Source organism: Cupriavidus sp. 2KB_3 (assembly GCF_052115685.1).
GTDB classification, from domain to species: Bacteria; Pseudomonadota; Gammaproteobacteria; order Burkholderiales; family Burkholderiaceae; genus Cupriavidus; species Cupriavidus campinensis.
This window is the reverse complement of record NZ_JBFRHD010000024.1, coordinates 1-25,029: the sequence shown is the minus strand read 5'-3', so window position 1 is coordinate 25,029 and position 25,029 is coordinate 1. Positions and strand designations below refer to the sequence as shown.

The following is a 25,029-nucleotide window of genomic DNA, read 5'->3' as shown; positions in this document are numbered from 1 at the left end:
GAGCAGCCATGCTGGAAGGCGTGCGGATCGTGGAGATCAGCGGGCTCGGCCCGGGGCCGTTCTGTGCGATGCATCTGGCCGACCTCGGCGCCGATGTGATTGCCGTGGAGCGGCCGGGCGATGGCGCGCCGGGGCAGCCGCGCAAGCTGGTCAACCGGGGCAAGCGCTCGGTCGTGGCCGATCTCAAGACGGCGGCGGGGCGTGATTTCGTGCTCGACCTGATCGCCGACGCCGACGCGCTGATCGAAGGCATGCGGCCCGGCGTGATGGAACGGCTGGGGCTGGGGCCGGAGGTGTGCATGGCGCGCAACCCCCGGCTGGTCTATGGCCGGATGACCGGCTGGGGCCAGACCGGGCCGATGGCGCAAGTGGCCGGCCATGACAACAACTACACCGCGCTGTCCGGGGCGCTCTATTACAACGGCGCGCCCGACACACCGCCTTCGACCGCCTTCGCCGTGACGGGGGACGTGGGCGGCGGGGCGCTGTACCTCGCCGTGGGGCTGCTGTCCGGCATCCTGCGCGCGCGGGGCACGGGCGTCGGCACGGTGGTCGATGCCGCCATCGTCGATGGCTCGGCGCACATGCTGCAACTGCTGCTGGGGGCCACGGCAAAGGGCTATATCCACGGCGAGCGTGGGCGCAACCTCCACGACAGCTCGCACTTCTACGCCACCTATCGCTGCGCGGATGGCCAGTTCATCACCGTGGGCGCCATCGAGCCGCAGTTCTATGGCTTGCTGGTGCAGGCGCTGGGGCTGGCCGGCGACGCCCGGTTTGCCCGGCAATGGCAGCGCGAGGCGTGGCCGGAACTCCACCAGCATCTGGCCGAGGTGTTCGCCACCGACACCCGCGAAGGCTGGTGCCGCCGGCTGGAAGGCACGGACGCGTGCTTTGCGCCGGTACTGAGCCCGGCGGAGGCCGCCGCGCATCCCCATAACGTGGCGCGCGGGGTCTATGTGGAGGCGGATGGCTTCCTGCAGACCGCCCCGGCGCCGCGCTTCGACGGCGCGGTGCGGCCGGTCGGGCGCATTCCCGCGGCGGGCGAGCATGGCGACGCCGTGCGGACCGGGCTCCAGACAGGCAGCCCGTGGCGCGAATCAGCGTGAAGTTGGCGGGTGATGCTCAGGCCACCCGGTCGCGCGTACGCCGGGCTACGTCCCGGGTCCAGGGGAATGCCGACCAGTAGCGCTCTGCAAACTGCTCGATCTCGCCGCGCTGCTTCAGGGATAGGCCGATCATGTCCAGCCCCTCCAGGAACATGCGGCGGTGCCGCGCGGACAGCTCGAACGGGTATTCGCCGGCCGGGGTGCGCACCCGCATGGCCGCGACGTCGATGGTGATGACGTTGTCGCTGTCGGCATCGACGTCGTTCATCAACTGCTCGATCACGTCCCGGGGCAGCATCACCAGCAGCAGGCGGTTGTTCATGGCGTTCGAGTAGAAGATCTCCCCGAAGCTCGGCGCGATGACGGCCTGCACGCCGAACTGCTGGAGCCCCCACACCGCGTGCTCGCGGCTGGAGCCGCAGCCGAAGTTGGCGCCGCCCACCAGGATGCGGGTGCCGGCGTATTCAGGCCGGTTCAGCACGAAATCCGGGCGCGGCTGGCCGGCGGCGTCGAAGCGGTGGTCGTAGAGCACGCCCTGGGCCAGCCCGGCCTTGTCGATCCCGCGCAGGAACTGCTTGGGGATGATCTGGTCGGTGTCGAGGTTCTCGAAGCGGATGGCCGCGCCCTTGCCGGTAATGGTTGCTTGATCAGACATGGGAGACCTCCAGCTTGCGGACGTCGGTAATCGTGCCGGTGATGGCGGCGGCGGCGGCCATGGCCGGGCTCATCAGGTGGGTGATGGCGCCGCGCCCCTGGCGGCCCTCGAAGTTACGGTTGGTGGTGGAGGCGCAGCGCACGCCATCGGCCAGCACATCGTCATTCATCGCCAGGCACATCGAGCAGCCCGGCTGGCGCCATTCGAAGCCGGCGGCGGTGAGGATGTCGGCCAGCCCCTCGCGTTCGGCCTGCGCCTTCACTGTGCCGGAGCCGGGCACGACCATCGCCCGCACGCCTTTCGCTACGGTTTTGCCGCGCACCACGCTGGCTACTGCGCGCAGGTCCTCGATGCGGCCATTGGTGCAGGAACCGATGAACACGTGCTGGATCGGCGTGCCTTCCAGCGCCGCGCCAGAGGTCAGGTGCGTGTAGGCGAGGGCGCGCGCCACCGAGCGCTGCTCGGCATCGTCCATCTTGTCTTCGGGGAAGGGGATGTGGCCGGACACCGGCAGCGCCTGGTCCGGGCTGGTGCCCCAGGTGACGTAGGGCTCGATGTCGCTGGCATCGAACACGTATTCCATGTCGAAGGTGGCGTCGGCGTCGCTTTTCAGCGTATCCCAGTACTGGCGGGCGGCGGCGCGCTGCGCCTCGTCCATATCCGCTGCACGGCGCAGCACGTAGTCGACGGCGGCGTCGTCCGGGGCGATCAGCGCACCGCGCGCGGCAGCTTCCACGGTCATGTTGCAGAGCGTGAAACGCGCTTCGATGCTCAGGTCGCGGATGGCCGTGCCGCAATACTCCACCACGTAGCCGCGCGCGCCCTGCGCGCCGATGCGGGCGATGATCTTGAGGATCAGGTCCTTGGCCGTGGTGCCCACCGGCAGCTTGCCGTCCACGCGGATGCGCATGGTCTTGGCCATCCGGTAGACCAGCGTCTGGGTGGCCAGCACATGCTCCACCTCGGACGTGCCGATGCCAAAGCCCAGCGCGCCGAGCGCCCCGTAGGTGGTGGTGTGGCTGTCGCCGCAGATCACCACCATCCCCGGCCGGATCATGCCGTGCTCGGGCGCCACCACGTGCTCGATGCCCTGCAGCCGGTCGTTGGTGTCGAACAGCGGAATCGCGTGCCGGGTGCAGTTGTCGCGCAGGTTGGTGGCCTGTAGCGCCGAGGCCGGGTCCGCAATCACGCGGATCGCGGTGGGGTGGGTGGGAATGATATGGCTGACGACCGAGACATTCTGCCCCGGCACCAGCACGCCGCGCCCTTGCTCGTGCAGGCCGGCAAAGGCCTGCGGGCTGGTGTACTCGTTCATCAGATGCAGGTCGCAGAACAGGAGGACGTTGTCTTCGTCGATCCGGGCGACGGTGTGTGCGTCCACCAGCTTGTTGTATAGGGTTCGGGAAGTCATCGCTACGGTCTCTGCTTCGGTCTCTGCTAAGGTCATTCGGCGGTGATGCCGCGCTGCTTGATCAATTTGGCCCACATCGGCATTTCGCGCTCCAGGCGCTGGCGGGCGGCTTCCGGCGTGGTCGGGGTGGGCTCGAAGCCTTCCTTGACCATGCGCTCCCTGGTGGCCTGCGCGGCCAGCGCGCTGTTCAGCGCGGTGTTGAGCTTGTCGATGACGGGCTTGGGCGTGCCGGCCGGCGCGAAGACCATGAACCACGTCTCGAACAGGTAATCGGGCAGGCCGGCCTCGGCGGCGGTCGGCACGTTCGGCAGCAGGGCGGAGCGCTTGGCGCCGGTCACCGCCAGCGCGGTCAGCTTGCCGCCCTGCACGTGCTGCTGGGCGGCGGAAATCACGGGGAAGCTCATATCCACCTGTCCGGCGATGGTGTCCACCAGGGCCGGGCCGCCGCCGCGATAGGGCACGTGGACGATCGACACATTGGCCACGGACTTGAACAGCTCCGCCGACATATGGAAGGTGCTGCCATTGCCGGCGGAGCCGTAGGTCAGCTTGTCCGGCGACGCCTTGGCCAGGGTAATCAGTTCCTGCAGATTCCTGGCCGGCACCTTGTTGTTGACCACCAGCACGTGCTGCGAGCTGGCCACCATGCCGATCGGCGCGAGGTCCTTCAGCGTGTCATACGGCATGCGCGGGAACAGGCCCGGGTTGATGGCCAGCGACACGGTTTGCAGGCCGATGGTGTAGCCATCCGCCGGCGACTTGGCGACGGCATCCACACCGATATTGCCGCCCGCCCCGGCGCGGTTCTCCACCACCAGGGTGCCACCGAGGCTCTTCGCCCAGGCATCCGAAATCAGGCGCGCGGCGATGTCGGCGCTGCCGCCGGGCGCGTAGGGCACGATCAGGCGGACCGGGCGTTGCGGGTAGGACTGGGCCGAGGCCGTGCCCACGACGGCGGTGCAGGCGAGCAAGGCAGAACAGGCGAGGTGGCTGAGCTTCATGGGGTTGTCTCCTTTTGGATATGTGTCGTTATGGGAGGGCATCCTAGCATTTGCCTGGGGCGACATAATTTATGTCGATGCACTTCATTCGTGCCTCAGATTCATGAATTTGATGTGCGCCCGCGCCACACCCAAGGGCCATCCCCTAGTTGACTTCGTTTTTCATGAGCATAAAATCAGTTTCACAAACATGAAAATAGGCGCCCGTGATGCCGCGCGGCGACCGTTGTAGCACCCTGTTGGAGACAGCCCTTCATGACCCAAGCATCACCCGCATCACCCGCATCGGGGCCGGTGTACTTCGTCCGCACCGAGGACGTTGCCGGCTACCACCCCGCCAATCACGTCGGCACGCTGAACCGCCGCATCATCGGGCGCGAGAACGTCGGCGCCACCCAGCTCGAAGTCATCCACGGCACCATCGAGCGCGGCAAGGGCGCGCTGCCGCACGCGCACCCGGGCATCGAACAGGTCTGCTATGTGCTGGAAGGCCGCGCGCGGGCCGAAGTCAACGGGCAGTCCCAGGAACTGGGCCCCGGTGACTGCTGCTTCTTTCCCGCTGAAGCGATGCACGTCTTCACGGTGATCAGCGACGAGCCCGTCAAGCTGCTCGTGATCTACGCTCCGCCTTACGAGGAATCGCCGGACCGCGTCATCCGTCCCGCCTGAATCCGCGCCGCCTGCCTATATAAGAATCCGAGGAGACCTCCATGCCGACTTTCCGTGCGCGGCGCGTGCTTGCCGCCGCCATCCTGGCGCTGCCCGCCCTGGCAACCCTGCCGCAGGTTCATGCCGCTGACACTTGGCCCAGCCGGCCGATTCGCCTCGTCGTGCCGTTTGCCGCCGGCAGCGGCACCGATGCCGTGGCCCGCATCACCGCCAAGGAGCTGGGCGATGCGCTCGGCCAGAACGTGGTGGTTGATAATCGCCCCGGCGCCAATGGCGCCATCGCGGCGGAGCTGGTTGCGCAGGCGGCCCCGGACGGCTACACGCTGTTCATGACCACCAACACCACGCATTCGGCCAATCCGTCGCTGATGAAGAAGCTGCCCTATGACCCGATCAAGGACTTCACGCCGGTCGGCCGCATGGGCAACCTGCCATTCATGCTGGTGATCAATCCCAAGCTGCCGGTCAAGACGGTGCCTGAGCTGATTGCCTATGCCAAGGCGCATCCGGGTATGTCGTACGCCAGCGGCAACAGCACGGGCATCGTCTCTGGCGCCACGTTCTCGCGGCTGGCCAAGCTGGACCTGCTGCACGTGCCCTATAAGAGCACGCCGCCGGCCATGACCGATGTGATTGCCGGCCAGGTGCCGATGATGTTCGTCGACGTGGCCGCCGGCATCGCCAACGTCAAGGCCGGCAAGATGCGCGCGCTGGCGGTGACCACCGCGCAGCGCAGCCGCCTGCTGCCGGACCTGCCGCCGATTGCCGACACCCCGGAGATGAAAGGCTTCGACATCACTTCCTGGAACGGCGTGTTCGCGCCGGCCAAGACGCCGCAACCGATCGTCGAACGGCTCAATCGCGAGCTGTCGCGCATTGCGTCGAGCAAGGAGGTGGCGCCGCGCTTCGAGGCGCTGGGCTTCGAGGCCTTCGGCCAGAATCCGCAGCAGTTCGCCGGCTTTGTGACGGGCGAGCTGGTCAAGTGGACCAAGCTGGTGAAGGACGCTGGCATCCAGCCGGAATAACGCGAGACGCCGATGAACTTCGAAAGGACACCTGAACAGAACGCCATCGTTGAAGCCGTAAGCCAGCTATGCAGCGACTTCGGCCCCGACTACTGGGCCGGGCTGGATCAGCGCCATGAGTTTCCCGAGGCGTTTCACAAGGCGATGGCCGGCGCGGGCTGGCTCGGCATTGCCATGCCGGAGCAGTACGGTGGCGCGGGGCTCGGCATTACCGAGGCGGCGCTGATCATGCAGACCGTGTCGGCGTCCGGGGCGGGATTCTCGGGCGCGTCCGCCATCCACATGAACGTGTTCGGCCTGAACCCGGTGGTGGTGTTCGGCTCCGAGGCCCAGCAGGCGGCCGCGCTGCCGCCGCTGATCGCCGGGCAGGAGAAGGCATGCTTCGCCGTGACCGAGCCGGACGCGGGGCTCGATACCACCCACCTGAAGACCCAGGCGGTGCGTACGGCTGACGGCAGTGCCTATCGCGTGGATGGCCGCAAGATCTGGATCTCCACCGCGCAGGTAGCCACGCGCATGCTGCTGCTGGCGCGCACCACGCCGCTGGAGGCCGTGGCCAAGCCCACGCAGGGCCTGAGCCTGTTCTATACGGCGCTGGACCGCAAGCACATCGAGGTGCGCGAGATCGACAAGATGGGCCGCGGCGCCGTGGACTCGAACATGTTGTTCATCGACGGCCTGATGGTGCCGGCGGCGGACCGCATTGGCGAGGAGGGCAGAGGCTTCGAGTACATCCTGCACGGCCTGAACCCGGAGCGCATCCTGATTGCCGCCGAAGCCGTGGGGCTGGGGCGCGCCGCACTGGAAGCCGCCACCCGCTATGCCCGCGAGCGCACCGTGTTCGGGCGGCCCATCGGCCAGAACCAGGGCATCCAGCATCCGCTGGCGCAGGCGTGGATGGCGCTGGAAGCCGCCGACATGATGGTGTGGAAGGCGGCCTGGCTCTACGACAATGGCAAGCCGTGCGGCGCCGAGGCCAACGCCGCCAAGTACCTGGCCGCCGAGGCCGCGCACCAGGCCTGCCAGACCGCCGTGCTGACGCTGGGCGGCATGGGCTATGCGCGGGAATACCATGTCGAGCGCTACCTGCGCGAGTCGTACATCCCGCGCATCGCGCCGGTCAGCGCCCAGCTGATCATGTGCCATATCGCCGAGCGCGTGCTGGGGCTGCCGAAATCGTACTAGTTCGATCAGGTGTGATCGCAGGAACAGCAGGGCAGGAAAAGCAGGAAAAGAAAAAGCCCCGGTCACGCGCGCCGGGGCTTTCTCATTGCAGGGTTTCCCACGGCCGCGCCATGACGATCGGGAGATCTGACACCGTTGTGTGCCGCGATGCCTTTCAGCGATGAAAACGTCCGCTCATCGTTGAAAAACACAACAGCCGATGCTCATGGCGCGGCGCGCGGCGGCATATCCTTCCCATCTTCAAGCATATGCCGCGCTAGCCTGGACGACCCTGCCCGCCATCCAGACCGCGGAAAACGTTACTTACCTCTAATCTTTACTTGCCAAGCTCGTGGCCAATCACGCCACCGACCACGGCACCGCCCACCGTACCCAAGGCGCTACCGTCGCTCACTTCGTGTCCGACAACGCCGCCCGCGACGGCGCCGGTTGCCGTGCAGCCCGAGAGGGCCCAACAGCATGCGCCCACCGCGAGCGCGCCAGCCAGTCGTTTCCACATGGTTACTCTCCTGCATTCCGGGGCCGCGCCGCATTGCGTAGGTCTCGCTGATCTGCGATGCGGCGCTCCCGCCACGACTCAAGAATAGGTGGGGCGCCGGGCGCAGCCATTCCGGCGCGCGCCGATTGAGATGTAGGAATTGTCGGACGGCGGGCGGGCTCGCTGGGCCTCATGTCAAGCCCTCGGCAAGCCGGAGGAACGGGCGTGGGCCGGGGAAAAGGGTAGGCAGGCATAACGCAATCCCGCTAAAGTCTGCCCTCCATCCGCCGATAACCTTACTGATACCGGGAATTGCACGCTCGCGCGGCGCCACCCCTCAGAATTCCGGCTCTCCGAGCCACTGCTTCGTCACGCGCCTACATGATTTCCCCGAGCTACGACGCGCTTCTCGTCCTGTTTTCCCTGCTGGTGGCCATCCTCGCGTCCTATACCGCGCTGGACCTGGCCGGCCGTATCGCCACCGCACGCGGGCGCTATGCCCATATGTGGCTGGCCGGCGGCGCGGTCGCCATGGGGCTGGGCATCTGGTCCATGCATTTCGTCGGCATGCTGGCATTCCGGCTGCCCATTCCGCTGGGCTACGATCCGGCCATCACGGTGGGCTCGTTGGGGATTGCCATCGTCGCCTCGGCCTTCGCGCTGAAGCTGGTCTGCCAGGAACACCTGCCCCGGCGCCGACTGGTGATGGGCGCGCTGGTGCTCGGCGCCGCCGTGGCCAGCATGCACTACACCGGCATGGCCGCGCTGCGCATGCAGCCGGGCATCCACTACGTGCCGTGGCTGTTCGTGCTGTCGATTGGGATCGCGGTGGCGGCGTCGGGCGTGGCGCTGTGGATTGCCTTCCGGCTGCGCCGGAACATGCCGCGCATCCACCAGCTGCGCCTCGGCGCGGCCGTGGTGATGGGCGTGGCCATCGCCGCCATGCACTACACGGGCATGGCGGCGGCCCAGTTTCCGCTCGGCAGCGTGTGCGGCGCGGCGCGGGATGGCGTGCACAGCGGATCGCTGGCGCTGCCCATCCTCGTCGTCACGGTCTGCGTGCTGGCGGTGGCGCTGATTACCTCGGTACTCGATATGCGGCTGGAGATGCGCACCGCCGTGCTGGCGCAGGCGCTCGGCGTGGCGAATGAGGAACTCGAATTCCTGGCCCTGCACGACAAGCTCACCCATCTGCCGAACCGCGCGCTGCTGGACGACCGCTTCGCGCAGGTGATCCAGGCCAGCGCCAGCCAGCAAGTGCGCTTTGCCGTGCTGTTCGTCGATCTCGACGGCTTCAAGGGCGTGAACGATACCTACGGCCATCACGTGGGCGACGGCCTGCTGGTGGAAATCGCCCGGCGGCTGCGCACGGTGGTGCGGGCCGATGACACCATCTCCCGCGTGGGCGGCGACGAATTCGTGCTGCTGGTGCGCGTCGACGAACCCGAGGATGCCGGGATGATCGCCGAAGGGCTGCTGGAGGCGCTGCGCGAGACCGTGCAGGTAGGCGGCCACGCGCTTCACGTTTCGGGAAGCATCGGCATTGCCCTGCATCCGGCGGATGGGCAGGACCAGGACGCGCTGATGTCCAACGCGGATGCGGCGATGTATCACGCCAAGGCGGCCGGCCGCAACGCGTACTGCTTCTTCGAGCGCTCGATGAATCACCAGGCGCGCACGCAGCAGGCGCTGATCCAGGACCTGCGCGGCGCGCTCAAGCACGGCCAGCTACAGCTGCACTACCAGCCCAAGTTCGCCGCGGCGGGCGGCGAGCTGGTCGGCGCGGAGGCGCTGCTGCGCTGGAACCACCCCACACACGGCCAACTGATGCCGGACCAGTTCATCACGCTGGCGGAGAAGACCGGCGCCATCGTGCCGATCGGCGGCTGGGTGCTCGACGAGGCGTGCCGCCAACTGGCCGAGTGGCACGCGCTGGGCCATACGGGCTGGTCGATGGCGGTCAACCTGTCGGCGCTGCAGTTCTGCCATGCCGGCATGGTCGAGTCGGTGGGGCGGGCGCTGACGCACCACGGCGTGCCACCGGGCAGCCTGACGCTGGAAATCACGGAGTCCACGGCGATGCGCGACGTGGAGGCCAGCCTGGCCATCCTCACGCAACTGGACGAGATGGGCGTGCGCATCGCCATCGATGACTTCGGCACCGGCTATTCGAGCCTGCTGCACCTCAAGCGGATTCCGGCCAGCGAACTGAAGATCGATCGCGGCTTTGTGCGGGATCTTGCGGAAGATACGGAGGACGCGGCCATCGTGTCAGCCATCGTGGCGCTGGGCCGCACGCTGAAGCTGCAGGTGGTGGCGGAAGGTGTGGAAACGGCCGCGCAGCGGACCTTCCTTGCCGATCTGGGCTGCGACGCGCTGCAAGGCTACCTGCTGGGCCGCCCGATGCCCGCGTCGCAGTTTCCCGGCGTGGAGCAGGCGGGCTGAAGCCGCCTGCGCGGGAGGGAGGGGTGTCGATCAGGCGCCGCTGTCGAACGCGTCACGCGGGCCGGTGGCGCTGAACGCACCGTCCACGAAGGGGTTGCGGGTGTCGTGCACGGCGCGGGCGCCGTCGGTATAGACATCGCGCGCACCCACGCGGGCGCCGTCGGTGAACGGGTCGGCCGAACGCGGCGCGGCGTGGGCGAGTCCGGCGGTGCCGGCCAGCGTGGCGGCGAGCGCGGCGTAGGCGATGGTTTGTCGGATGGTTTGTCGGATAGAAGGCATAGTGAGACTCCGTTGCGTGTCCCCGGGAGGCGGGAGCTGCGTTGGGTCGCGCTGCGTGGCGTCGTGCATGACGGCGCGCACTGGACTGATGGCGACCATGGCAGGCAGTCTAGAAGCGCGCCCCCGACGCCAAGATGACCCATCGATGACAATGCTGTCATGCAGCAAATCTCGCGCTATTACGATGTGCCGCCGCACGAAATGCGGCGGGGGCGGAGCAAACACCCTGTAGAATCCGTACTGGCCCAGCCGTTCAGGGCCATTCCCCCAAAAAGGTCTTTCACCAGCCCGCCCACCTGGCGGCGGGCGCCGCACGATAGTCATGTCCGAGTCTGATGCCACCAAACAAGCCGCGGTAGCGTGGATCCGCGAGCAAATGGATCGCCATGGCCTGACGTTCGACGATCTGGTCGAGGCAGGTTGCTTTGCCGATAGTGAAGACGGCGACGTTGTCGCCGTGGAAACCGACGCCCCCCCCGTTACCGCCACCCAACCGGAAATGGCGCAAGTACGAGTGCTCTACCGCAATGCGATGGGGCAGACGTGGGACGGTACCGGTGAATATCCCGACTGGCTCCAGCGCGCGGTCAACGCGGGGCAATCGATCGACTTTTATCGCGTGGACTGAAGGGTGGCGTGAGCGCCACGCGGCGGGTTCAGCAGTGAGGGGCCGGGCGCTCAACCGGCAGCGGGACGTAGGCGGCTGAGGTGGCGAATGCTGCGGGCGTAGCCATCGGCACCGAGTGCCGATGATGCTCAAGCGCCACACGCGGCAGTTCCGCAAGCACTGGCAGGGGCGAAGGCAGGTTGGCCGCGCTGGTCGCCTCGGTGCACTGGGCGGCATCCGTGTTGATGATGGCGGCTTCAGCCTCGGCCTTGATGGCCACATGCCGTTCCGACATCGACAAACCGGCCACTTCCGCTACGCTGGATACCATGACCGCCGCGCTGGCGCCGGAAACGGGCAGGGTGGACAGGGCAAGGCACAGCAGGGAGAGGGCAGGCAGGCGTTTCATTGCGGATATCAGGGGCGCGCCAGACGGGACGCACAGGCGGCGTCCTTACATCATGGCAGCGCGCATTGTACTGGCATTCCACCCGTCAGAACGCTGGCGCCAAGATGACATTCCTGCAATCTTCGCCCATTGCGTGCCAACCTCAGCTAGTGTCGTGGATTCCCCCGCAACCCGAAGCTGTTGTCAGTGACATTCCATGCGCATCCTGATTGTTGAAGACGAACCCAAGGCCGGCGATTACCTGCTCAAGGGCCTCACGGAATCAGGTTTCGTGGCCGATCTCGCCCGTGACGGCGTGGACGGCCTGGGCCACGCGCGCGAGCAGCACTACGACCTGATCGTGCTGGACGTGATGCTGCCCGGCATGGACGGCTGGCAGGTGCTGCGCGAACTGCGCCGCGACAAGGACACCCCGGTGCTCTGCCTGACCGCCCGCGACGAGCTGTCCGACCGCCTCAAGGGCCTGGAACTCGGTGCCGACGACTACATGGTCAAGCCATTCGCCTTCGCCGAACTGGTGGCGCGCATCCGCACCATCCTGCGGCGCGGGCCGCTGCGCGAGAGCGAGTTCATGGAGGTGGCCGATCTCCAGATCGACGCGATCCGGCGCCGCGTCTCGCGTGCCGGGCAAAAGATCGACCTGACCTCGAAAGAGTTCGCGCTGCTGCAACTGCTGGCGCGGCGCCGGGGCGAGGTGCTTTCGCGCTCGCTGATCGCCTCCCAGGTCTGGGACATGAACTTCGACAGCAATACCAATGTGGTGGATGTGTCCATTCGCCGGCTGCGCGCCAAGGTGGATGACCCGTTCCCGCGCAAGCTGATCCACACGCGTCGCGGCATGGGCTACGTGCTCGACGAATCGGACGAGGGCTGAGCGGCCATGGCGCGTCGATGGCGACGAATGCTGGGCCGCCTCTCCGGCGCGCTGCCGGTGTCCCTCCCGGCCTCCCTGACCACGCGGCTGGCGCTGGCCTATGGCTTGACCACGGCGCTGATCCTGGTGGGCGTGGCGGCCTACCTCTCCAGCGCGCTCGACAGCCAGCTCCAGGCGCGTGACGAAAGCGAGCTGGTCGGCGAGATCCTGCTCGTGCGCCACTTGCTGCGCGAGGTGGGCGACGAAGCCGAGATCCGCGCCGACACCCACCGGTTTGCCGATATCGCCATGGGCCATGAGGGCCTGATCCTCGTGGTGCGCACGCGTCAGGGCGAGCCGCTGATCACGCTGAACCCGCGCAACGAGTCGGTGCCGCCGCTGCGCGTGCTGCCGGCCACCGCCGCGCCGGACAAGGGCATGCTCCAAACCTGGTATCCGCGCAACGGCGTGCCCTCGCGCGGCATGGCCGCGCTGGGCGTGGTGGGCAATACCGATCGCGCCGTGGAGATCATCGTGCTCAGCGACGCCGGCTACCGCGTGGCGCTGATGAGCGAATACCGCAGCCAGCTATTGGGCGCCGTGCTGTGCGGCGCGCTGGTGGCGGCGGCGCTGGGCTACCTGCTGGCGCGGCGGGGCTTAAGGCCGCTGCGCCGCATGGCCGGCGACGCGGCGGCGGTGACCACCAGCCGGCTGGCCACACGGCTGGACGTGGGCGGCGCACCCGAGGAACTGCGTGAGCTGGCCGGCGCGCTCAACGGCATGCTGGCGCGTCTGCAAGACAGCTTCACGCGCCTCTCGGCATTCTCGGCCGATCTGGCGCACGACTTCCGCACCCCGATCAGCAATCTCGTGGGGCAGACGCAGGTCACACTGGCCCAGCGACGCAGCCCGGCCGAGTACGAATCGCTGCTCGAATCGAACCTCGAGGAATACGAGCGCCTGGCGCGGATGATCGAGAACATGCTGTTCCTGGCCCGCGCGGACAACGCGCAGGTGGCGTTGGGCGCATGCGAACTGGATGCCCGCGCGGAGCTGGACAAGGTGGCCGAGTACTTCGAGGCCGTGGCGGCCGACCGCGACGTCACGGTGGCGGTGTCGGGCGCCGCTACGGTCACCGCCGACCGCACGTTGCTGCGGCGCGCCATCATCAACCTGCTCGACAATGCCCTGCGCCACGCGCCGGCCGGCAGCACCGTGCGCGTGGCGGTGGGGCGCGGCCGGCCCGGGTTTACCGACATCCGCGTGGCCAACGCCGGCCCGGCCATTGCGCCGGAGTCGTTGCCGCACCTGTTCGGGCGCTTCTACCGCGCCGACCCCTCGCGCCGCAATTCGGCCAACTCCACGGGGCTGGGGCTGGCCATCGTCGATACCATCATGCGGCTCCATGGCGGCAGCGTCACCGTGCGCAGCGATGCGGTGCAGACCGAGTTCGAGATCGATTTTCCGGACGCGTTGACCGGCGGCAGGGCCGGCGCATAATGGTCGGCGCCCGGATCCGGGCAACCCACGTGACGTGAAGGAGACCGATATGCAGGTACAACCGTATCTCGATTTTGGTGGCCGTTTCGACGAGGCGATGGCGTTCTACGGCAAGGTGCTCGACGCCAAGGTGACGTTCCTGATGCGCTACAAGGAAGCGCCGCCGGGAGAGGCGCCGGCCTCGCCGGCCTGGGGGGACAAGGTGATGCACGCCAACATCCAGATCGGCGACAGCCAGATCATGGCCTCGGACGGACGGGAAGGCGAGCCATATCCCTTTTCGGGGTTCATGCTCTCCGTGGGCTACGTGCCCAACGCGGAAGGCAAGCGCATCTTCGAGGCGCTGGCCGAAGGCGGGCGGGTGCTCATGCCGTACCAGAAGACGTTCTGGGCCGAAGGATTCGGCATGCTCGTCGACAAGTTCGGCATGAGCTGGATGGTCAACTGCGAGCACTAGCAGCAGGCCCGGCGGCGGCCAACCCCCCGCGCCGATGCGCCCACCGGTACAGCACCGGCAGAACCAGCAGGGTCAGGGCCGTCGATGACAGGATGCCGCCAATCACCACCGTGGCCACCGGGCGCTGTACCTCGGCGCCCGTGCCGGTGGCGATGGCCATCGGCACGAAGCCCAGCGACGCCACCAGCGCCGTCATCAGCACCGGCCGCAGGCGGGTCAGGGCGCCGGTGGTGACGGCCGCGTCCAGCGGCTGGCCCGCGTCCCGCAGGGTGCGGATGAACGACAGCATCACCAGCCCGTTCAGCACCGCCACGCCAGACAGTGCGATAAACCCCACCGCTGCCGAGATCGACAGCGGCATGCCGCGCAGCCAGAGCGCCAGCACGCCGCCCGTCAGCGCGAACGGAATGCCGGTGAAGACCAGCAGGCCGTCGCGCAGGTTGCCGAACATGACGAACAGCAGCGCGAAGACCAGCAGCAGCGCCAGCGGCACCACGATGCCGAGCCGCTGCGTGGCCGATTGCAGCTGCTCGAACGTCCCGCCCCAGGCAATCCAGTAGCCGGCGGGCACCGCCACCCCGCGCTCGACGGCGCCCATCGCCTCCGGCACGAAGCTGCCGACGTCGCGCCCGCGCACGTTGGCGCTGACCACGATGCGCCGCTTGCCGTTCTCGCGCGATACCTGGTTCGGCCCCGGCGCAATCTCCAGCGTCGCAATCTCGCCCAGCGGGATGTAGTTCGTGCGCGCCTCGGCCCCCCTGGTTTCCGAAGCCGGCAGCGGGATGGGCAGGCGTCGCAGCGCCTCCACATCGGCACGAATCCCCTCCGGCAGCCGCACGCCGATATTGAAGCGGCGGTCGCCCTGATAGAACAGGCCGGCGTCGCGACCGCCCACGGCAATCGCCACGGTTTCCTGCACATCGGCCATGTTGAGTCCGTAGCGCGCGGCGCGCGCGCGGTCGATGTCCACGGTGAGTACCGGCAGGCCCGAGGTCTGCTCCACCTTGACCTCGGCGGCGCCGGGCACGCGCTGCAGCACCTCGGCGATGCGCTGGGCGGTGGCGGCGAGCACGGCGTTGTCGTCGCCGTAGAGCTTCACAGCCACGTCGCTGCGCACGCCGGAGATCAACTCGTTGAAGCGGAGCTGGATCGGCTGCGAGAACTCGTAGCGGTTGCCGGGCAGTTGTTCCAGTTCGGCCGACATGGCCGCGCGCAGGGCATCGTACGAGCGGGACGGATCGGGCCACTGGTCGCGCGGCTTGAGCATGATGTAGCCGTCCGAGATGTTGGGCGGCATCGGGTCCGCCGCGATCTCCGCCGTGCCCGTGCGCGCGAACACGCGCTCCACCTCGGGGAACTTCGCCTTCAGCCGGGTTTCGATCTGCTGCTGCATCGCCACCGACTGTGTCAGGCTGGTGCCCGGAATGCGCAGCGCCTGCACGGCGAAGTCCCCCTCGTTCAGGTTGGGGATGAACTCGCTACCGAGCCGCGTGGCCATGATCCCGCTCAGCAGCACAGCCACCACGGCGCCGGTCAGCACCACCGGCGTATTGGCCAGCGCGCGCGACAGCGCCGGCGCGTACCAGCGGCGCGCCCAGCCCATCACGCGGTTCTCCTTCTCCGCCACGCGGTCGCCAATGCACAGCGCCACGGCGGCGGGCACGAAGGTCACCGACAGGATCAGCGCGCCCAGCAGCGCGAGCACCACGGTGTTCGCCATCGGGTGGAACATCTTGCCCTCTACGCCCGTCAGCGCCAGGATCGGCACGTAGACGATCATGATGATCAACTGGCCGAAGACCAGCGGCCGCCGCGCCTCCCGCGCCGCCGCGAACACCTCCTCGAAGCGCTCGGCGCGCGTCAGTGACCGTCCGGCGGTCTGCCGCGCATGGGCCAGCCGTCGCACGCAGTTCTCCACGATGACCACTGCGCCATCGACGATGATGCCGAAGTCCAGCGCGCCCAGGCTCATCAGGTTGGCGCTGATGCCGGCGGCCACCATGCCGGTGAACGTGAACAGCATCGACAGCGGGATCACCATCGCCGTGATCAGCGCCGCGCGCAGGTTGCCGAGGAACAGGAACAGCACCGCCACCACCAGCGCGGCGCCTTCCAGCAGGTTCTTCTTGACCGTGGCGATGGCCTTGTCGACCAGCACGGTGCGGTCGTAGACCGTTACCGCCCGCACGCCGGCCGGCAGCGACTTGTTGATCGCCACCATGCGTGCATCCACCGCCCGCGAGACGGCGCGGCTGTTTTCGCCAATCAGCATGAAGACCGTGCCGAGCACCACCTCGCGGCCATTGTCGGTGGCGGCGCCGGTGCGCAACTCCCGGCCCAGGCCCACATCGGCCAGATCCCGGATGCGGATCGGCTGGCCCTGCGCGGTGCCGACGATCACGTCGCGGATGTCGTCGATCGACTTCACCTGCCCCGGCGCCCGCACCAGATACTGCTCGCCGCGCCGCTCGATATAGCCGGCGCCGACGTTGCCGTTGTTGCGCTCCAGCGCCTGCACCACGTGCTGGAGCGACATGCCGTAGGCCGCCAGCTTCTCCGGGTTCGGCGCCACGAGGTACTCCTTGGCGAAGCCGCCGATCGTGTTGATCTCGGTCACGCCCGGCACGGTGCGCAGCTGCGGCTTGATGAGCCAGTCCTGGATCTCGCGCAGGTCCGTGGCGGTGTAGGGCGTGCCGTCCGGCTTGCGCGCGTCGGGCTCGGCCTCCACGGTCCACAGGTAGATCTCGCCGAGGCCGGTCGAGATTGGCCCCATCTGCGGCGCCACGCCGGCCGGCAGCTGCGCGCGGGCGTCCTGGATGCGCTGGCTGACCAGTTGCCGCGCGAAATGGATGTCGGTGCCGTCATGGAAGATCACCGTGACCTGCGACAGCCCGTAGCGTGACAACGAGCGCGTCTGCACCAGCCCCGGCAGGCCGGCCATGGCGGTTTCGATCGGATAGGTAATGCGCTGCTCGGACTCGAGCGGCGAGTAGCCCGGCGCCGCCGTGTTGATCTGGACCTGGACGTTGGTGATATCCGGCACGGCGTCGATGGGCAGCCGGCCGTAGTTGTAGGAACCTAGCGCGGCCATGGCCAGCACGGCCAGCATGACCAGCCAGCGCTGCGCGATGGCGAAGCGGAGGATGCGTTCGAACATGTGTGGTCGCTCCGGTCAGTGGGCGTGCTCGGCGCCGGCCTTGCCCTGTTCGGCCTTCAGCACGAAGCTGTTGGCCGCCACGTAGCGCGTGCCGGCGGGCAGGCCGTCCGTGACTTCGATGCGCTGGCCGTCCGTGCGGCCAGTCTTGACCGTGCGCGCCGCGAAGCCGCCCGGCACCGCCACGAAGACCTGCGTGTGGCCGTCGTCGGTCTGCAGGGCTTCCGTCTCGATGACCACGGGGGCGTCCACTTCGCCCGTGTTCACGCTGACCGTGACGAACAGGCCGGGGCGCCACGCCATCTCGGGGTTGGCCAGCGTCACGCGGGCGGTGGCCGTGCGGGTCTGCTGGCCGAGCAGGGCGCCCACGTAGGAGACCTTGCCGTCGGCGGTGCCGTCGAACGCGGTGGAGGTGACGCGCACCGCCTCCCCGAGCCGCACATGGCCGAGATCCTTCGGCGCGATTACGAATTCGGCCCAGACCGTGGTCAGGTCGGAGAGGGTGAAGACGGCGGTGTCGGCGCCCACGGCTTCGCCCAGCGACAGGTGTTTCTCGACGACGATGCCGTCGAACGGCGCGCGCAGCTCGAAGCGGTTGATGCCGTCCGCCGAAGGCTTCGCGCCGATGGCGGTCAGCTTCTGCGCGGCGTTGCGCACCGCGATTTCGGCCTCCTGCAAGGCGGTGCGGGCGGCCAGGTAGTCCTGCTCGGCGGACACCTTGTCTTCCCAGAGCCGCTTCTCGCGGGCAAAGGTGCTGCGGGCCAGCTCCAGCCGCCGCTGGCCGGCCAGCCATTCGCTGCGCAGTTCGGACAACTGCGTGCTGGCGAAGACCGCCAGCAGGTCGCCCTTTTTCACCCGCTGGCCGAGATTGGCCGCGACCGCCTCGGCCACGCCTGCCACGCGCGGCACCACGTGGGCGGTGCGGTCCTCGTTGAAGCGGATTTCGCCCGGGAACTGCGCCGTGCTGCGGATGCGGCCCGGGCCGGCGGTGCGCAGCACGAGGTTGGCGTTGGCGATCTGCTCGGGGGTCATGGCGATCAGGCCGGGGGCCGGCGCGGCGCCCGGGGCTTGCGGCGCGGATGCGGCGGCTTCCCTGTCTCCGTGTCCGCCGTGCTCGCCGTGCTCGCCTTGCTCGCCGTGCTCGCCATGGCCGTGGTCGTCGTGCGAGCCGCTCTCGCGGCCCACCAGCAGCAGCGCCAGCGCGGCGATCAGGCCGCAGATGACGATGGCCGCGATGGCCACGCCTTGTTTTCGTGTGAGGGTCATGGGTAATCCTTGCGGCGCGTCAGCGGCCGAGAATGCGGTCGATCGTGGTGGCGGCCTGCCAGGCATTGGCCACTACGCCGAGATAGCGGATGCGCGCCTGGAACAGCGTGCGCTGGGCGTCCAGCACTTCGAGATAGCTGAACTTGCCGGCCTCGAAGCCCTGCGTGGCAGCCTGATAGGCGCGCTGGGCGGCCGGGAGCACGGTGTCGCGCAGCGTCTGCGCCGAGCCGCGCGAGACGGCAAGCTGGCTGGTGGCCTGTTGCAGGTCGTGGTCCAGCCGGAGCCGCGTGGCGCGATAGGCGTCCGCGGCCTTGTCGGCCTGCCGGATGGCGGTGTAGAGGTTGCCCTGGTTGCGGTCGAACAGCGGCAGCGGAATCGCCACGCCGAGCACCGGGTAGTAGCCCCGGTCGGAGGCATTTTCCCGCTTGGCGCCAAGGCTCAGCGTCACATCGGGATACTGGCGGCTGCGCTCCACGTTGATCTCGGCCTGCCGGCGCGCCAGTTCACGCTGGCTTGCCACGGTGGCGGGGGCGGCGTCGAGCGCTTCGCGCAGGACGAGGGCGTCCGGGCGTGCGGGCAGGGTGTCGAGGCTGCCATCCGCTTCGGCGAACTGGGGCGACGGGTTGCCCCACAGCGTGGCCAGCGCCTGCCGCGCGGCGACGAGTGCCGCATCGGCCTCGGCGCGTTCGAGTTCGGCATTCGCCAGCTCCACGCCGGCCTTGGTTTCCTCCACTGGCGAGACCTTGCCGGCCGCCACGCGGCGCGCGGCCACGTTGGCGCCGCGCCGGGCGATGTCGACGGCACCCGCCGCCAGCCTGAGGCGCTCTTGCGCCACCAGCACGTTGAAAAAGGCGCCGATGACGCTGGCGCGCAGGTCGGCCTGCGTGGCGTCCAGCTGCGCCTGCGCCAGTTCGCGCGTGCGCTGGGCCGCGCCGATCCGCGCGGCGCGCTTGCCGCCTAACTCCACCGGCAGGTTCATCTGCGCCGTGGTGGTTCGGGTGGACTGGCGCGTGTCTTCCATCAGCACGGCCACTTCGGGGTTCGGTATCACGCGCGCCTGCGTGATGCCGCCTTCGGTGGCGTCAAGTTCGTGGCGCGCGGCGGAGAGCGTGGGGTTCTGTGCGATGGCCAGCGCCAGCGCGGTCTCCAGCGTCAGCGGGCCGGGCGGCTCCTGACTGGCGGGCGGCGAGGCAGGTTGTGCGGCGGCATGGGGCAGGGGGCCGCACCATGCCAATGCGGCGGCCATTGCCCAGGGCAATACAAGGTTTCTCATCGAATTTCACCGTTGCAGACAGGGAAAATCGGCGAGACGTCAGGCAGTCAGGGAAGGGGGATTGTCCGCGTCTCGCCGCTCAGGCGGGACGCGACCACTGGGGCCGGTCTGGGACGGGCGCGGGGATGGAGCCGAAGCCCGCAACACGCGGCAGGTAGCGCACGGTGACGAAATGGTAGCTGCCGGGCAGGATGGCCTGCGCAATCACCCCGTGCGAGCCGGGGAAGTGGCAGGCGGCGCAGTCGGCGTCGGGGAGTTTCGGGGAAGGCTTGGCGGCGTCTTGGTTGGCATCTGCGCCGGCATGCACGTGGCTATGGTGGCCGATGTGCCAACTGGCGCCATTTGCCGGTGCGCGCTCCTCATGTGCGCAATACGCCGCAGCGCCGGCCCAGGCGAACTGGATCGGCAGCAGGATGGCGAGAAAGACGAGGAACAGGCGACGCATGGCGGCCGATTATACGGGGCGGCGGCGGCGGCGCACGTGACAACCGTGTCATCTGGCGCATCTGTGCGGATTCCGCCCCAGACGGCTTGACCTTGTAGCGACTACAGGGTCTTCAATGGCATCAGACCAGACCAACTTTATCCGCCATGGCTCGCCATACCGCCGATCACGTGATGCCGCATACACATTCGCATGACCATGACCATGGGCACGATCATGATCACGCACAGGATCATGGCCACGCGCATGCCCATGTCCATGCCGCCGAACCTGCCGCCGAACACGCCTGCTGCGGCGCAGCCTGCGGCGCGGCGGCGGCGCCCATCCGCCAGCCCAAGGCCGCCCCGGCCGGCACACGCTCAGCCGCCTACCGCATCGAGGCCATGGACTGCCCGACCGAGGAAACGCTGATCCGCAACAAGCTCGGCGGCATGGCCGGCGTGGCCGCGCTCGACTTCAACCTGATGCAGCGCGTGCTGACCGTCCACCACACGCTGGATTCGACCGATGTCGTGGTCAAGGCGATTGCCACGCTCGGCATGCACGCCCAGCCGCTGAATGCCGACACCCAGGCCGATGCCCCCGCTGCCGCCGAAGCGCCCAAGCCCTGGTGGCCACTGGCACTGGCCGGCGTCACCGCACTGGCCGCCGAGGCGGCGCACTGGTTCGAATGGGGCCTGCCGTACGCACCCGCCGTGCTGGCGCTGGCCGCTGTGCTGGTGTCCGGCCTGGGCGTCTATCGCAAGGGCTGGATCGCCATCCGCCACGGCAATCTCAATATCAATGCCCTGATGAGCATCGCCGTCACCGGCGCCATGCTGATCGGCCAGTGGCCCGAGGCGGCGATGGTGATGGTGCTGTTCGCGCTGGCGGAACGGATCGAGGCCGCCTCCCTGGACCGCGCACGCAACGCCGTGCGGGGGCTGATGGCGATGGCGCCCGAGCAGGCCACCGTGCAGCAGCCGGACGGCACCTGGCTGGCCGTGACGGCGCGCGACGTAGCCGTGGGCGCCGTGGTGCGCCTGCGCCCCGGCGAGCGCGTGGCGATCGATGGCCGCGTGCTGCGCGGGCAGTCCGCGCTGGACCAGGCGCCGATCACGGGCGAGAGCGTGCCGGTCGACAAGGCCGTGGGAGATCCGCTGTACGCCGGCTCGATCAACCAGTCCGGTGAACTCGAATACACCGTGACCGCCCCGGCCAGCGATTCCACGCTGGCCCGCATCATCCACGCCGTGGAGGCCGCTCAGGGCAGCCGCGCCCCGACGCAGCGCTTCGTGGACCAGTTCGCGCGCATCTACACCCCGGTGGTCTTCGCGCTGGCCGTGGCCGTGGCGGTGGTGCCGCCGCTGTTGCTGGGCGGCGCCTGGCTCGACTGGATCTACAAGGCGCTGGTGCTGCTGGTGATTGCCTGCCCGTGCGCGCTGGTGATCTCCACGCCGGTGACCATCGTCAGCGGGCTGGCCGCCGCCGCGCGGCGCGGCATCCTGATCAAGGGCGGCGTCTATCTGGAGCAGGGCCGGCACCTGGCGTGGCTGGCGCTCGACAAGACCGGCACGCTCACGCACGGCAAGCCGGTGCAGACCGACTTTGCCCTGCTGGCGGACGACCTGCCGCAGGCCCGTGCGATTGCGGCCAGCCTGGCCGCGCGCTCCGATCACCCGGTTTCGCGGGCCGTGGCCGTGGCGGCCGAGGCGGAAGGCATCGCGCCGCTGGCCGTGGACGATTTCGCCGCATTGCCCGGGCAGGGCGTGCTCGGCAGCGTGGCCGGGGTGACGTATTGCCTCGGCAACCATCGCCTGATCCACGATCTCGGCGCGTGCTCGCCCGCGCTCGAGGCCCGGCTGGAGGCCATCGAGCGGCAGGGCAAGACCCTTGTCCTGCTGGCGTCGGCCGAGATGGACGGGGCGAATCCGCGCGCGCTGGCGCTGTTCGGCGTGGCGGATACGGTGCGCGACACCAGCCGGCAGGCCATCGAGGCGCTGCACGCGCTGGGCGTGAAGACGCTGATGCTGTCCGGCGACAACCCGCACACGGTGCAGGCGATTGGCGCGGCGGTGGGTATCGACGAGGTGCGTGGCAATCAGCTGCCGCAGGACAAGGCGGACGCCATCGCGGCGCTGGCCGGGCAGGCGCACACGCACGGTGGCGGCGTGGGCATGGTGGGCGATGGCATCAACGACGCCCCGGCGTTGGCGCGCGCGGACATCGGCTTCGCCATGGGCGCGGCGGGCACCGATACCGCCATCGAAACGGCCGATGTGGCGCTGATGGACGACGACCTGCGCAAGATCCCTGTCTTCGTGCAGCTATCCCGGCGCACGGCGGCCATCCTCAAGCAGAACATCGCGCTGGCGCTGGGCATCAAGGCGGTCTTCCTCGTGCTGACCGTGATGGGCATGGGCACGATGTGGATGGCCGTGTTCGCCGACATGGGCGCCAGCCTGCTGGTGGTGTTCAACGGGCTACGGCTGGCGCGGGATGTGCGTTCGTGAACCTGTCGTCCAGTTCGTAACCGGTACTGCGCCCGCCGCCGTCGGTTTTTCTCAGCACGCCGCGCGCCATCAAGTCATTGATATCCCGCAGCGCCGTGTCCGGTGAGCATTTGGCGATGGCCGCCCACTTGCTGCTGGTGAGCTTGCCGTCGAAACCATCGAGCAGCCGGTTGAGAAGCTTCACCTGCCGCTCGTTCAACGGCAGCATGGCCCAGTGATGCCAGAAGCGCGCTTTTGCCAGTACCGCGTCAAGGTTGAGGTGGGCGTGGTCGACAGCACGGTGGAGCGCGTTCAGGAACCACACCAGCCACTCGGTCACCTCCCTCGATCCCCGCTGCGTTCGCTCCAGGATGTCGTAGTAGGCCGCGCGCTCGCGCTGGATCTGCGCCGACAGGCTGTAGAAGCGCTGCGAGGTGCCGTCGGCGCGCGCCAGCAGCAGGTCGCCGATGGCACGCGCGATGCGCCCGTTGCCGTCATCGAACGGGTGCATGGTGACGAACCACAGGTGACCCAGCCCTGCCCGGATGAGGGGAGGGTCCTTGGGCGCGGCATTGAACCATTTGAGGAACAGGCTCGCCTCGTCTTCGAGTTGATCGGCCGGCGGTGCTTCGAAATGCACGCGCTGGCGGCCAACAGGGCCGGAGACGACCTGCATCGGACCTTTGGCGTCGTCGCGCCAACGGCCCGTGTTGATCGACGACAGCCCGGAGTATCCGGTGGGAAACAGCGCGGCGTGCCAGCCGAACAGGCGTTCCCGGGTCATGGGCGCCATGCTGTTGGACGTGGCGTCCAGCACCATTTCCACCACGCCTTCGACATGACGATCCACGGGCGCCAACGCGCCAATGTCCACCCCGAGGCGCCGGGCGATGGAGGAGCGCACCGACTCCACCTTCAGGTGCTCCCCCTCGATTTCACTGGTTTTGACCACATCGTCGGTGAGCGCGGCGAGGCTGGCCTGATCGCGGAGCGCCAGGCCGAGATCCGTCAGCCGCCCCAGCAACATGCCTTGGGCACGGCTGACCTCGGCGATGGGCTGCGCCAGCACATTGAGGTCGTAGCGCCAGTGCGTCCAGCCGGAGGCCTGCCAGATATAGGTGTAATCGCCGCGTTTCATGCGGAGATTATGGTCGCTAATCTCCGCATGCGCAACTTAATCTCCGCATAATTTGCGGAGATTAAGGGGGCTAATCACCGCAAGCTCACGGCTGGATGATCAGTTCCCCGCTGCGGCCGGCAATCTCGCCCCAGGTGACGGGCAGTTGCGGCAGGTCGGTGCGATCGAGGTGGCGGTAGTAGGTGGCCATCGACACCAGGTCGTGGCCTTGCGCGCGCCAGCCGGCCAGCAGGCGCTCGAACACGGGCGCCAGCTTGCCGCCTTCCAGCTCCGTGTGGAGCGTGAAAATGTGATCGCCGGGCCCCTCGGTCAGGCGCAGCAGCGCGTGGTGGACGTTGTCCTCGGTGAGGTCGTCCACGCCGATCAGCTCGTCGAGCGTGGGGAGCGTGGTCGGCATCTGCACGTGGCGGCAGGGCTTGCCCGCCACGGTGGGGATGTACGGCGCCGTGCCGCGTCCGTCGGAGGCGTAGGCCATGCCCCAGTCGTCGATCTGCAGGAACGCGTCGTCGTTCATCTGCCAGCCTGCCGCCCCGTGCGTGGTGGGCGGCGTGCCGAAGATCTCCACGAAGCGGCGGTGGGCGTGCTGCATCTGGCGGCGCGTCCAGGCGGCGTCGCGCGTGCGCACGTTGTCCTGCCAGTAGACGTGGTCCCAGGTGTGGATGCCGCACTCGTGCCCGGCTGCGGCGGCCGCGCGCATCTCGGCGGCGCCCTTGCGGCCGATGTCGGGGCCCGGCAGCAGCACGCCGTACATCAGCGTGCGCAGCCCGTAGTTGGACACCACCGACGTACGCGAGACCTTCTTCAGGAAGCCGGGCCGGAACACGCGACGCAGCGCCCAGCCCGTATGGTCCGGGCCGAGGCTGAACAGGAATGTGGCCTCCGCCTGCACGGCGGCCAGCATCGACAGCAGCTTGGGCACGCCTTCGCGGGTGCCGCGCAGCGTGTCCACATCCACTTTCAGGGCAATGCGTGCCATGCCGTGCTCAGTGCGAGGCGTCGACCAGCGTACGCGCCTCCACCACCTTGTCGCGGTAGGCCTCAAAGATGCGGCGCAGCGCCTGCTCCATGTTCAGCTTCGGCTGCCAGCCCAGCTCCTCGATCGTGTTGTCGATCTTCGGCACGCGGTGCTGCACGTCCTGGTAGCCCTTGCCGTAGAACTCGCCGGAGGACGTCTCCACGATCTTCGTCTTGCGCGCCTC

General features: G+C 68.4%; 22 protein-coding genes and 1 pseudogene. 10 read left to right on the top strand and 13 right to left on the bottom strand.

Annotated elements, in window-relative coordinates; translation table 11 throughout:
• The first annotated feature begins 8 nt into the window (after positions 1-8).
• On the top strand, positions 9-1,109 hold the full coding sequence (locus AB4120_RS23020; RefSeq protein WP_149139205.1) for a CaiB/BaiF CoA transferase family protein: 1,101 nt from the start codon (positions 9-11) through the stop codon (positions 1,107-1,109).
• A 16-nt stretch (positions 1,110-1,125) separates the two neighbouring features.
• On the opposite strand, the gene leuD is transcribed toward AB4120_RS23020, so the two are convergent.
• From leuD to AB4120_RS23005, 3 genes are read right to left on the bottom strand one after another with little or no spacing between them, the layout of a single operon-like run.
• Entirely contained in the window at positions 1,126-1,764 is a 639-nt protein-coding gene (leuD, locus tag AB4120_RS23015; protein WP_149139206.1) for a 3-isopropylmalate dehydratase small subunit, read from the bottom strand.
• Positions 1,757-3,175 (bottom strand): 3-isopropylmalate dehydratase large subunit, encoded by a 1,419-nt coding sequence (gene leuC / locus AB4120_RS23010; protein ID WP_149139207.1) that lies wholly within the window; start codon positions 3,173-3,175, stop codon positions 1,757-1,759. The genes leuD and leuC overlap by 8 nt, the downstream gene beginning before the upstream one ends.
• 32 nt (positions 3,176-3,207) lie before the next feature.
• On the bottom strand, positions 3,208-4,176 hold the full coding sequence (locus AB4120_RS23005; protein WP_149139208.1) for a tripartite tricarboxylate transporter substrate binding protein: 969 nt from the start codon (positions 4,174-4,176) through the stop codon (positions 3,208-3,210).
• Positions 4,177-4,431: 255 nt separating this feature from the next.
• Between AB4120_RS23005 and AB4120_RS23000 the strand changes: the two genes are divergently transcribed.
• From AB4120_RS23000 to AB4120_RS22990, 3 genes are read left to right on the top strand one after another with little or no spacing between them, the layout of a single operon-like run.
• Positions 4,432-4,845, top strand: coding sequence for a cupin domain-containing protein (locus AB4120_RS23000; RefSeq protein WP_149139209.1), 414 nt, complete (start codon positions 4,432-4,434; stop codon positions 4,843-4,845).
• A gap of 41 nt (positions 4,846-4,886) precedes the next feature.
• Entirely contained in the window at positions 4,887-5,870 is a 984-nt protein-coding gene (locus tag AB4120_RS22995; RefSeq protein WP_149139210.1) for a Bug family tripartite tricarboxylate transporter substrate binding protein, read from the top strand.
• Positions 5,871-5,882: 12 nt separating this feature from the next.
• Positions 5,883-7,055 carry an acyl-CoA dehydrogenase family protein gene (locus AB4120_RS22990; protein WP_149139211.1) on the top strand — a complete coding sequence of 391 codons (1,173 nt, stop codon included), beginning with the start codon at positions 5,883-5,885 and terminating at the stop codon, positions 7,053-7,055.
• A gap of 316 nt (positions 7,056-7,371) precedes the next feature.
• Here AB4120_RS22990 and AB4120_RS22985 read toward each other — a convergent pair whose 3' ends face one another.
• The gene (locus AB4120_RS22985; RefSeq protein ID WP_144197135.1) at positions 7,372-7,554 is read right to left on the bottom strand and encodes a glycine zipper 2TM domain-containing protein; all 183 of its coding nucleotides are present in this window, start codon (positions 7,552-7,554) and stop codon (positions 7,372-7,374) included.
• Between the two features lie 360 nt (positions 7,555-7,914).
• Between AB4120_RS22985 and AB4120_RS22980 the strand changes: the two genes are divergently transcribed.
• Complete coding sequence (locus tag AB4120_RS22980; RefSeq protein ID WP_149139212.1) at positions 7,915-9,978, top strand: putative bifunctional diguanylate cyclase/phosphodiesterase; 2,064 nt, start codon at positions 7,915-7,917, stop codon at positions 9,976-9,978.
• Between the two features lie 30 nt (positions 9,979-10,008).
• On the opposite strand, the gene AB4120_RS22975 is transcribed toward AB4120_RS22980, so the two are convergent.
• The gene (locus AB4120_RS22975) at positions 10,009-10,257 is read right to left on the bottom strand and encodes a copper resistance protein CopQ (RefSeq protein WP_149139213.1); all 249 of its coding nucleotides are present in this window, start codon (positions 10,255-10,257) and stop codon (positions 10,009-10,011) included.
• Positions 10,258-10,579: 322 nt separating this feature from the next.
• Here AB4120_RS22975 and AB4120_RS22970 point away from each other — a divergent pair, with 322 nt between their 5' ends.
• Positions 10,580-10,885: an H-NS family nucleoid-associated regulatory protein gene (locus AB4120_RS22970; protein WP_149139431.1), complete on the top strand. Its 306-nt coding sequence runs from the start codon at positions 10,580-10,582 to the stop codon at positions 10,883-10,885.
• A 28-nt stretch (positions 10,886-10,913) separates the two neighbouring features.
• On the opposite strand, the gene AB4120_RS22965 is transcribed toward AB4120_RS22970, so the two are convergent.
• Complete coding sequence (locus AB4120_RS22965) at positions 10,914-11,273, bottom strand: hypothetical protein (RefSeq protein WP_149139214.1); 360 nt, start codon at positions 11,271-11,273, stop codon at positions 10,914-10,916.
• Positions 11,274-11,469: 196 nt separating this feature from the next.
• On the opposite strand from AB4120_RS22965, the gene AB4120_RS22960 reads away from it, so the two are divergent.
• The 3 genes from AB4120_RS22960 to AB4120_RS22950 are packed head-to-tail and all read left to right on the top strand — an operon-like array spanning position 11,470 to position 14,083.
• Positions 11,470-12,147 carry a heavy metal response regulator transcription factor gene (locus AB4120_RS22960; protein ID WP_092299922.1) on the top strand — a complete coding sequence of 226 codons (678 nt, stop codon included), beginning with the start codon at positions 11,470-11,472 and terminating at the stop codon, positions 12,145-12,147.
• 6 nt (positions 12,148-12,153) lie between these two features.
• Entirely contained in the window at positions 12,154-13,626 is a 1,473-nt protein-coding gene (locus AB4120_RS22955) for a heavy metal sensor histidine kinase (protein WP_262389801.1), read from the top strand.
• A gap of 49 nt (positions 13,627-13,675) precedes the next feature.
• Complete coding sequence (locus AB4120_RS22950; RefSeq protein WP_149139433.1) at positions 13,676-14,083, top strand: VOC family protein; 408 nt, start codon at positions 13,676-13,678, stop codon at positions 14,081-14,083.
• Here the strand turns inward: AB4120_RS22950 and AB4120_RS22945 are convergent.
• The 4 genes from AB4120_RS22945 to czcI form a co-directional block, all read right to left on the bottom strand.
• Entirely contained in the window at positions 14,067-17,240 is a 3,174-nt protein-coding gene (locus AB4120_RS22945) for an efflux RND transporter permease subunit (RefSeq protein WP_441642898.1), read from the bottom strand. The genes AB4120_RS22950 and AB4120_RS22945 overlap by 17 nt on opposite strands.
• Positions 17,241-17,255: 15 nt before the next feature.
• Positions 17,256-18,503, bottom strand: coding sequence for an efflux RND transporter periplasmic adaptor subunit (locus tag AB4120_RS22940; RefSeq protein WP_149139215.1), 1,248 nt, complete (start codon positions 18,501-18,503; stop codon positions 17,256-17,258).
• Between the two features lie 19 nt (positions 18,504-18,522).
• Positions 18,523-19,776 (bottom strand): TolC family protein, encoded by a 1,254-nt coding sequence (locus tag AB4120_RS22935; RefSeq protein ID WP_441642897.1) that lies wholly within the window; start codon positions 19,774-19,776, stop codon positions 18,523-18,525.
• Between the two features lie 79 nt (positions 19,777-19,855).
• The gene (gene czcI, locus AB4120_RS22930; protein WP_149139217.1) at positions 19,856-20,221 is read right to left on the bottom strand and encodes a cation efflux protein, CzcI family; all 366 of its coding nucleotides are present in this window, start codon (positions 20,219-20,221) and stop codon (positions 19,856-19,858) included.
• 146 nt (positions 20,222-20,367) lie between these two features.
• On the opposite strand from czcI, the gene AB4120_RS22925 reads away from it, so the two are divergent.
• Entirely contained in the window at positions 20,368-22,713 is a 2,346-nt protein-coding gene (locus AB4120_RS22925; protein WP_149139218.1) for a heavy metal translocating P-type ATPase, read from the top strand.
• Here the strand turns inward: AB4120_RS22925 and AB4120_RS22920 are convergent.
• From AB4120_RS22920 to AB4120_RS22910, 3 genes and pseudogenes are all read right to left on the bottom strand, one after another.
• Positions 22,676-23,830: a Fic family protein gene (locus tag AB4120_RS22920; RefSeq protein WP_149139219.1), complete on the bottom strand. Its 1,155-nt coding sequence runs from the start codon at positions 23,828-23,830 to the stop codon at positions 22,676-22,678. The genes AB4120_RS22925 and AB4120_RS22920 overlap by 38 nt on opposite strands.
• An 85-nt stretch (positions 23,831-23,915) precedes the next feature.
• Positions 23,916-24,806: a polysaccharide deacetylase family protein gene (locus tag AB4120_RS22915; RefSeq protein WP_144197148.1), complete on the bottom strand. Its 891-nt coding sequence runs from the start codon at positions 24,804-24,806 to the stop codon at positions 23,916-23,918.
• A 7-nt stretch (positions 24,807-24,813) separates the two neighbouring features.
• Positions 24,814-25,029 (bottom strand): annotated as a pseudogene (locus tag AB4120_RS22910) (bifunctional UDP-4-keto-pentose/UDP-xylose synthase); the annotation flags it as partial.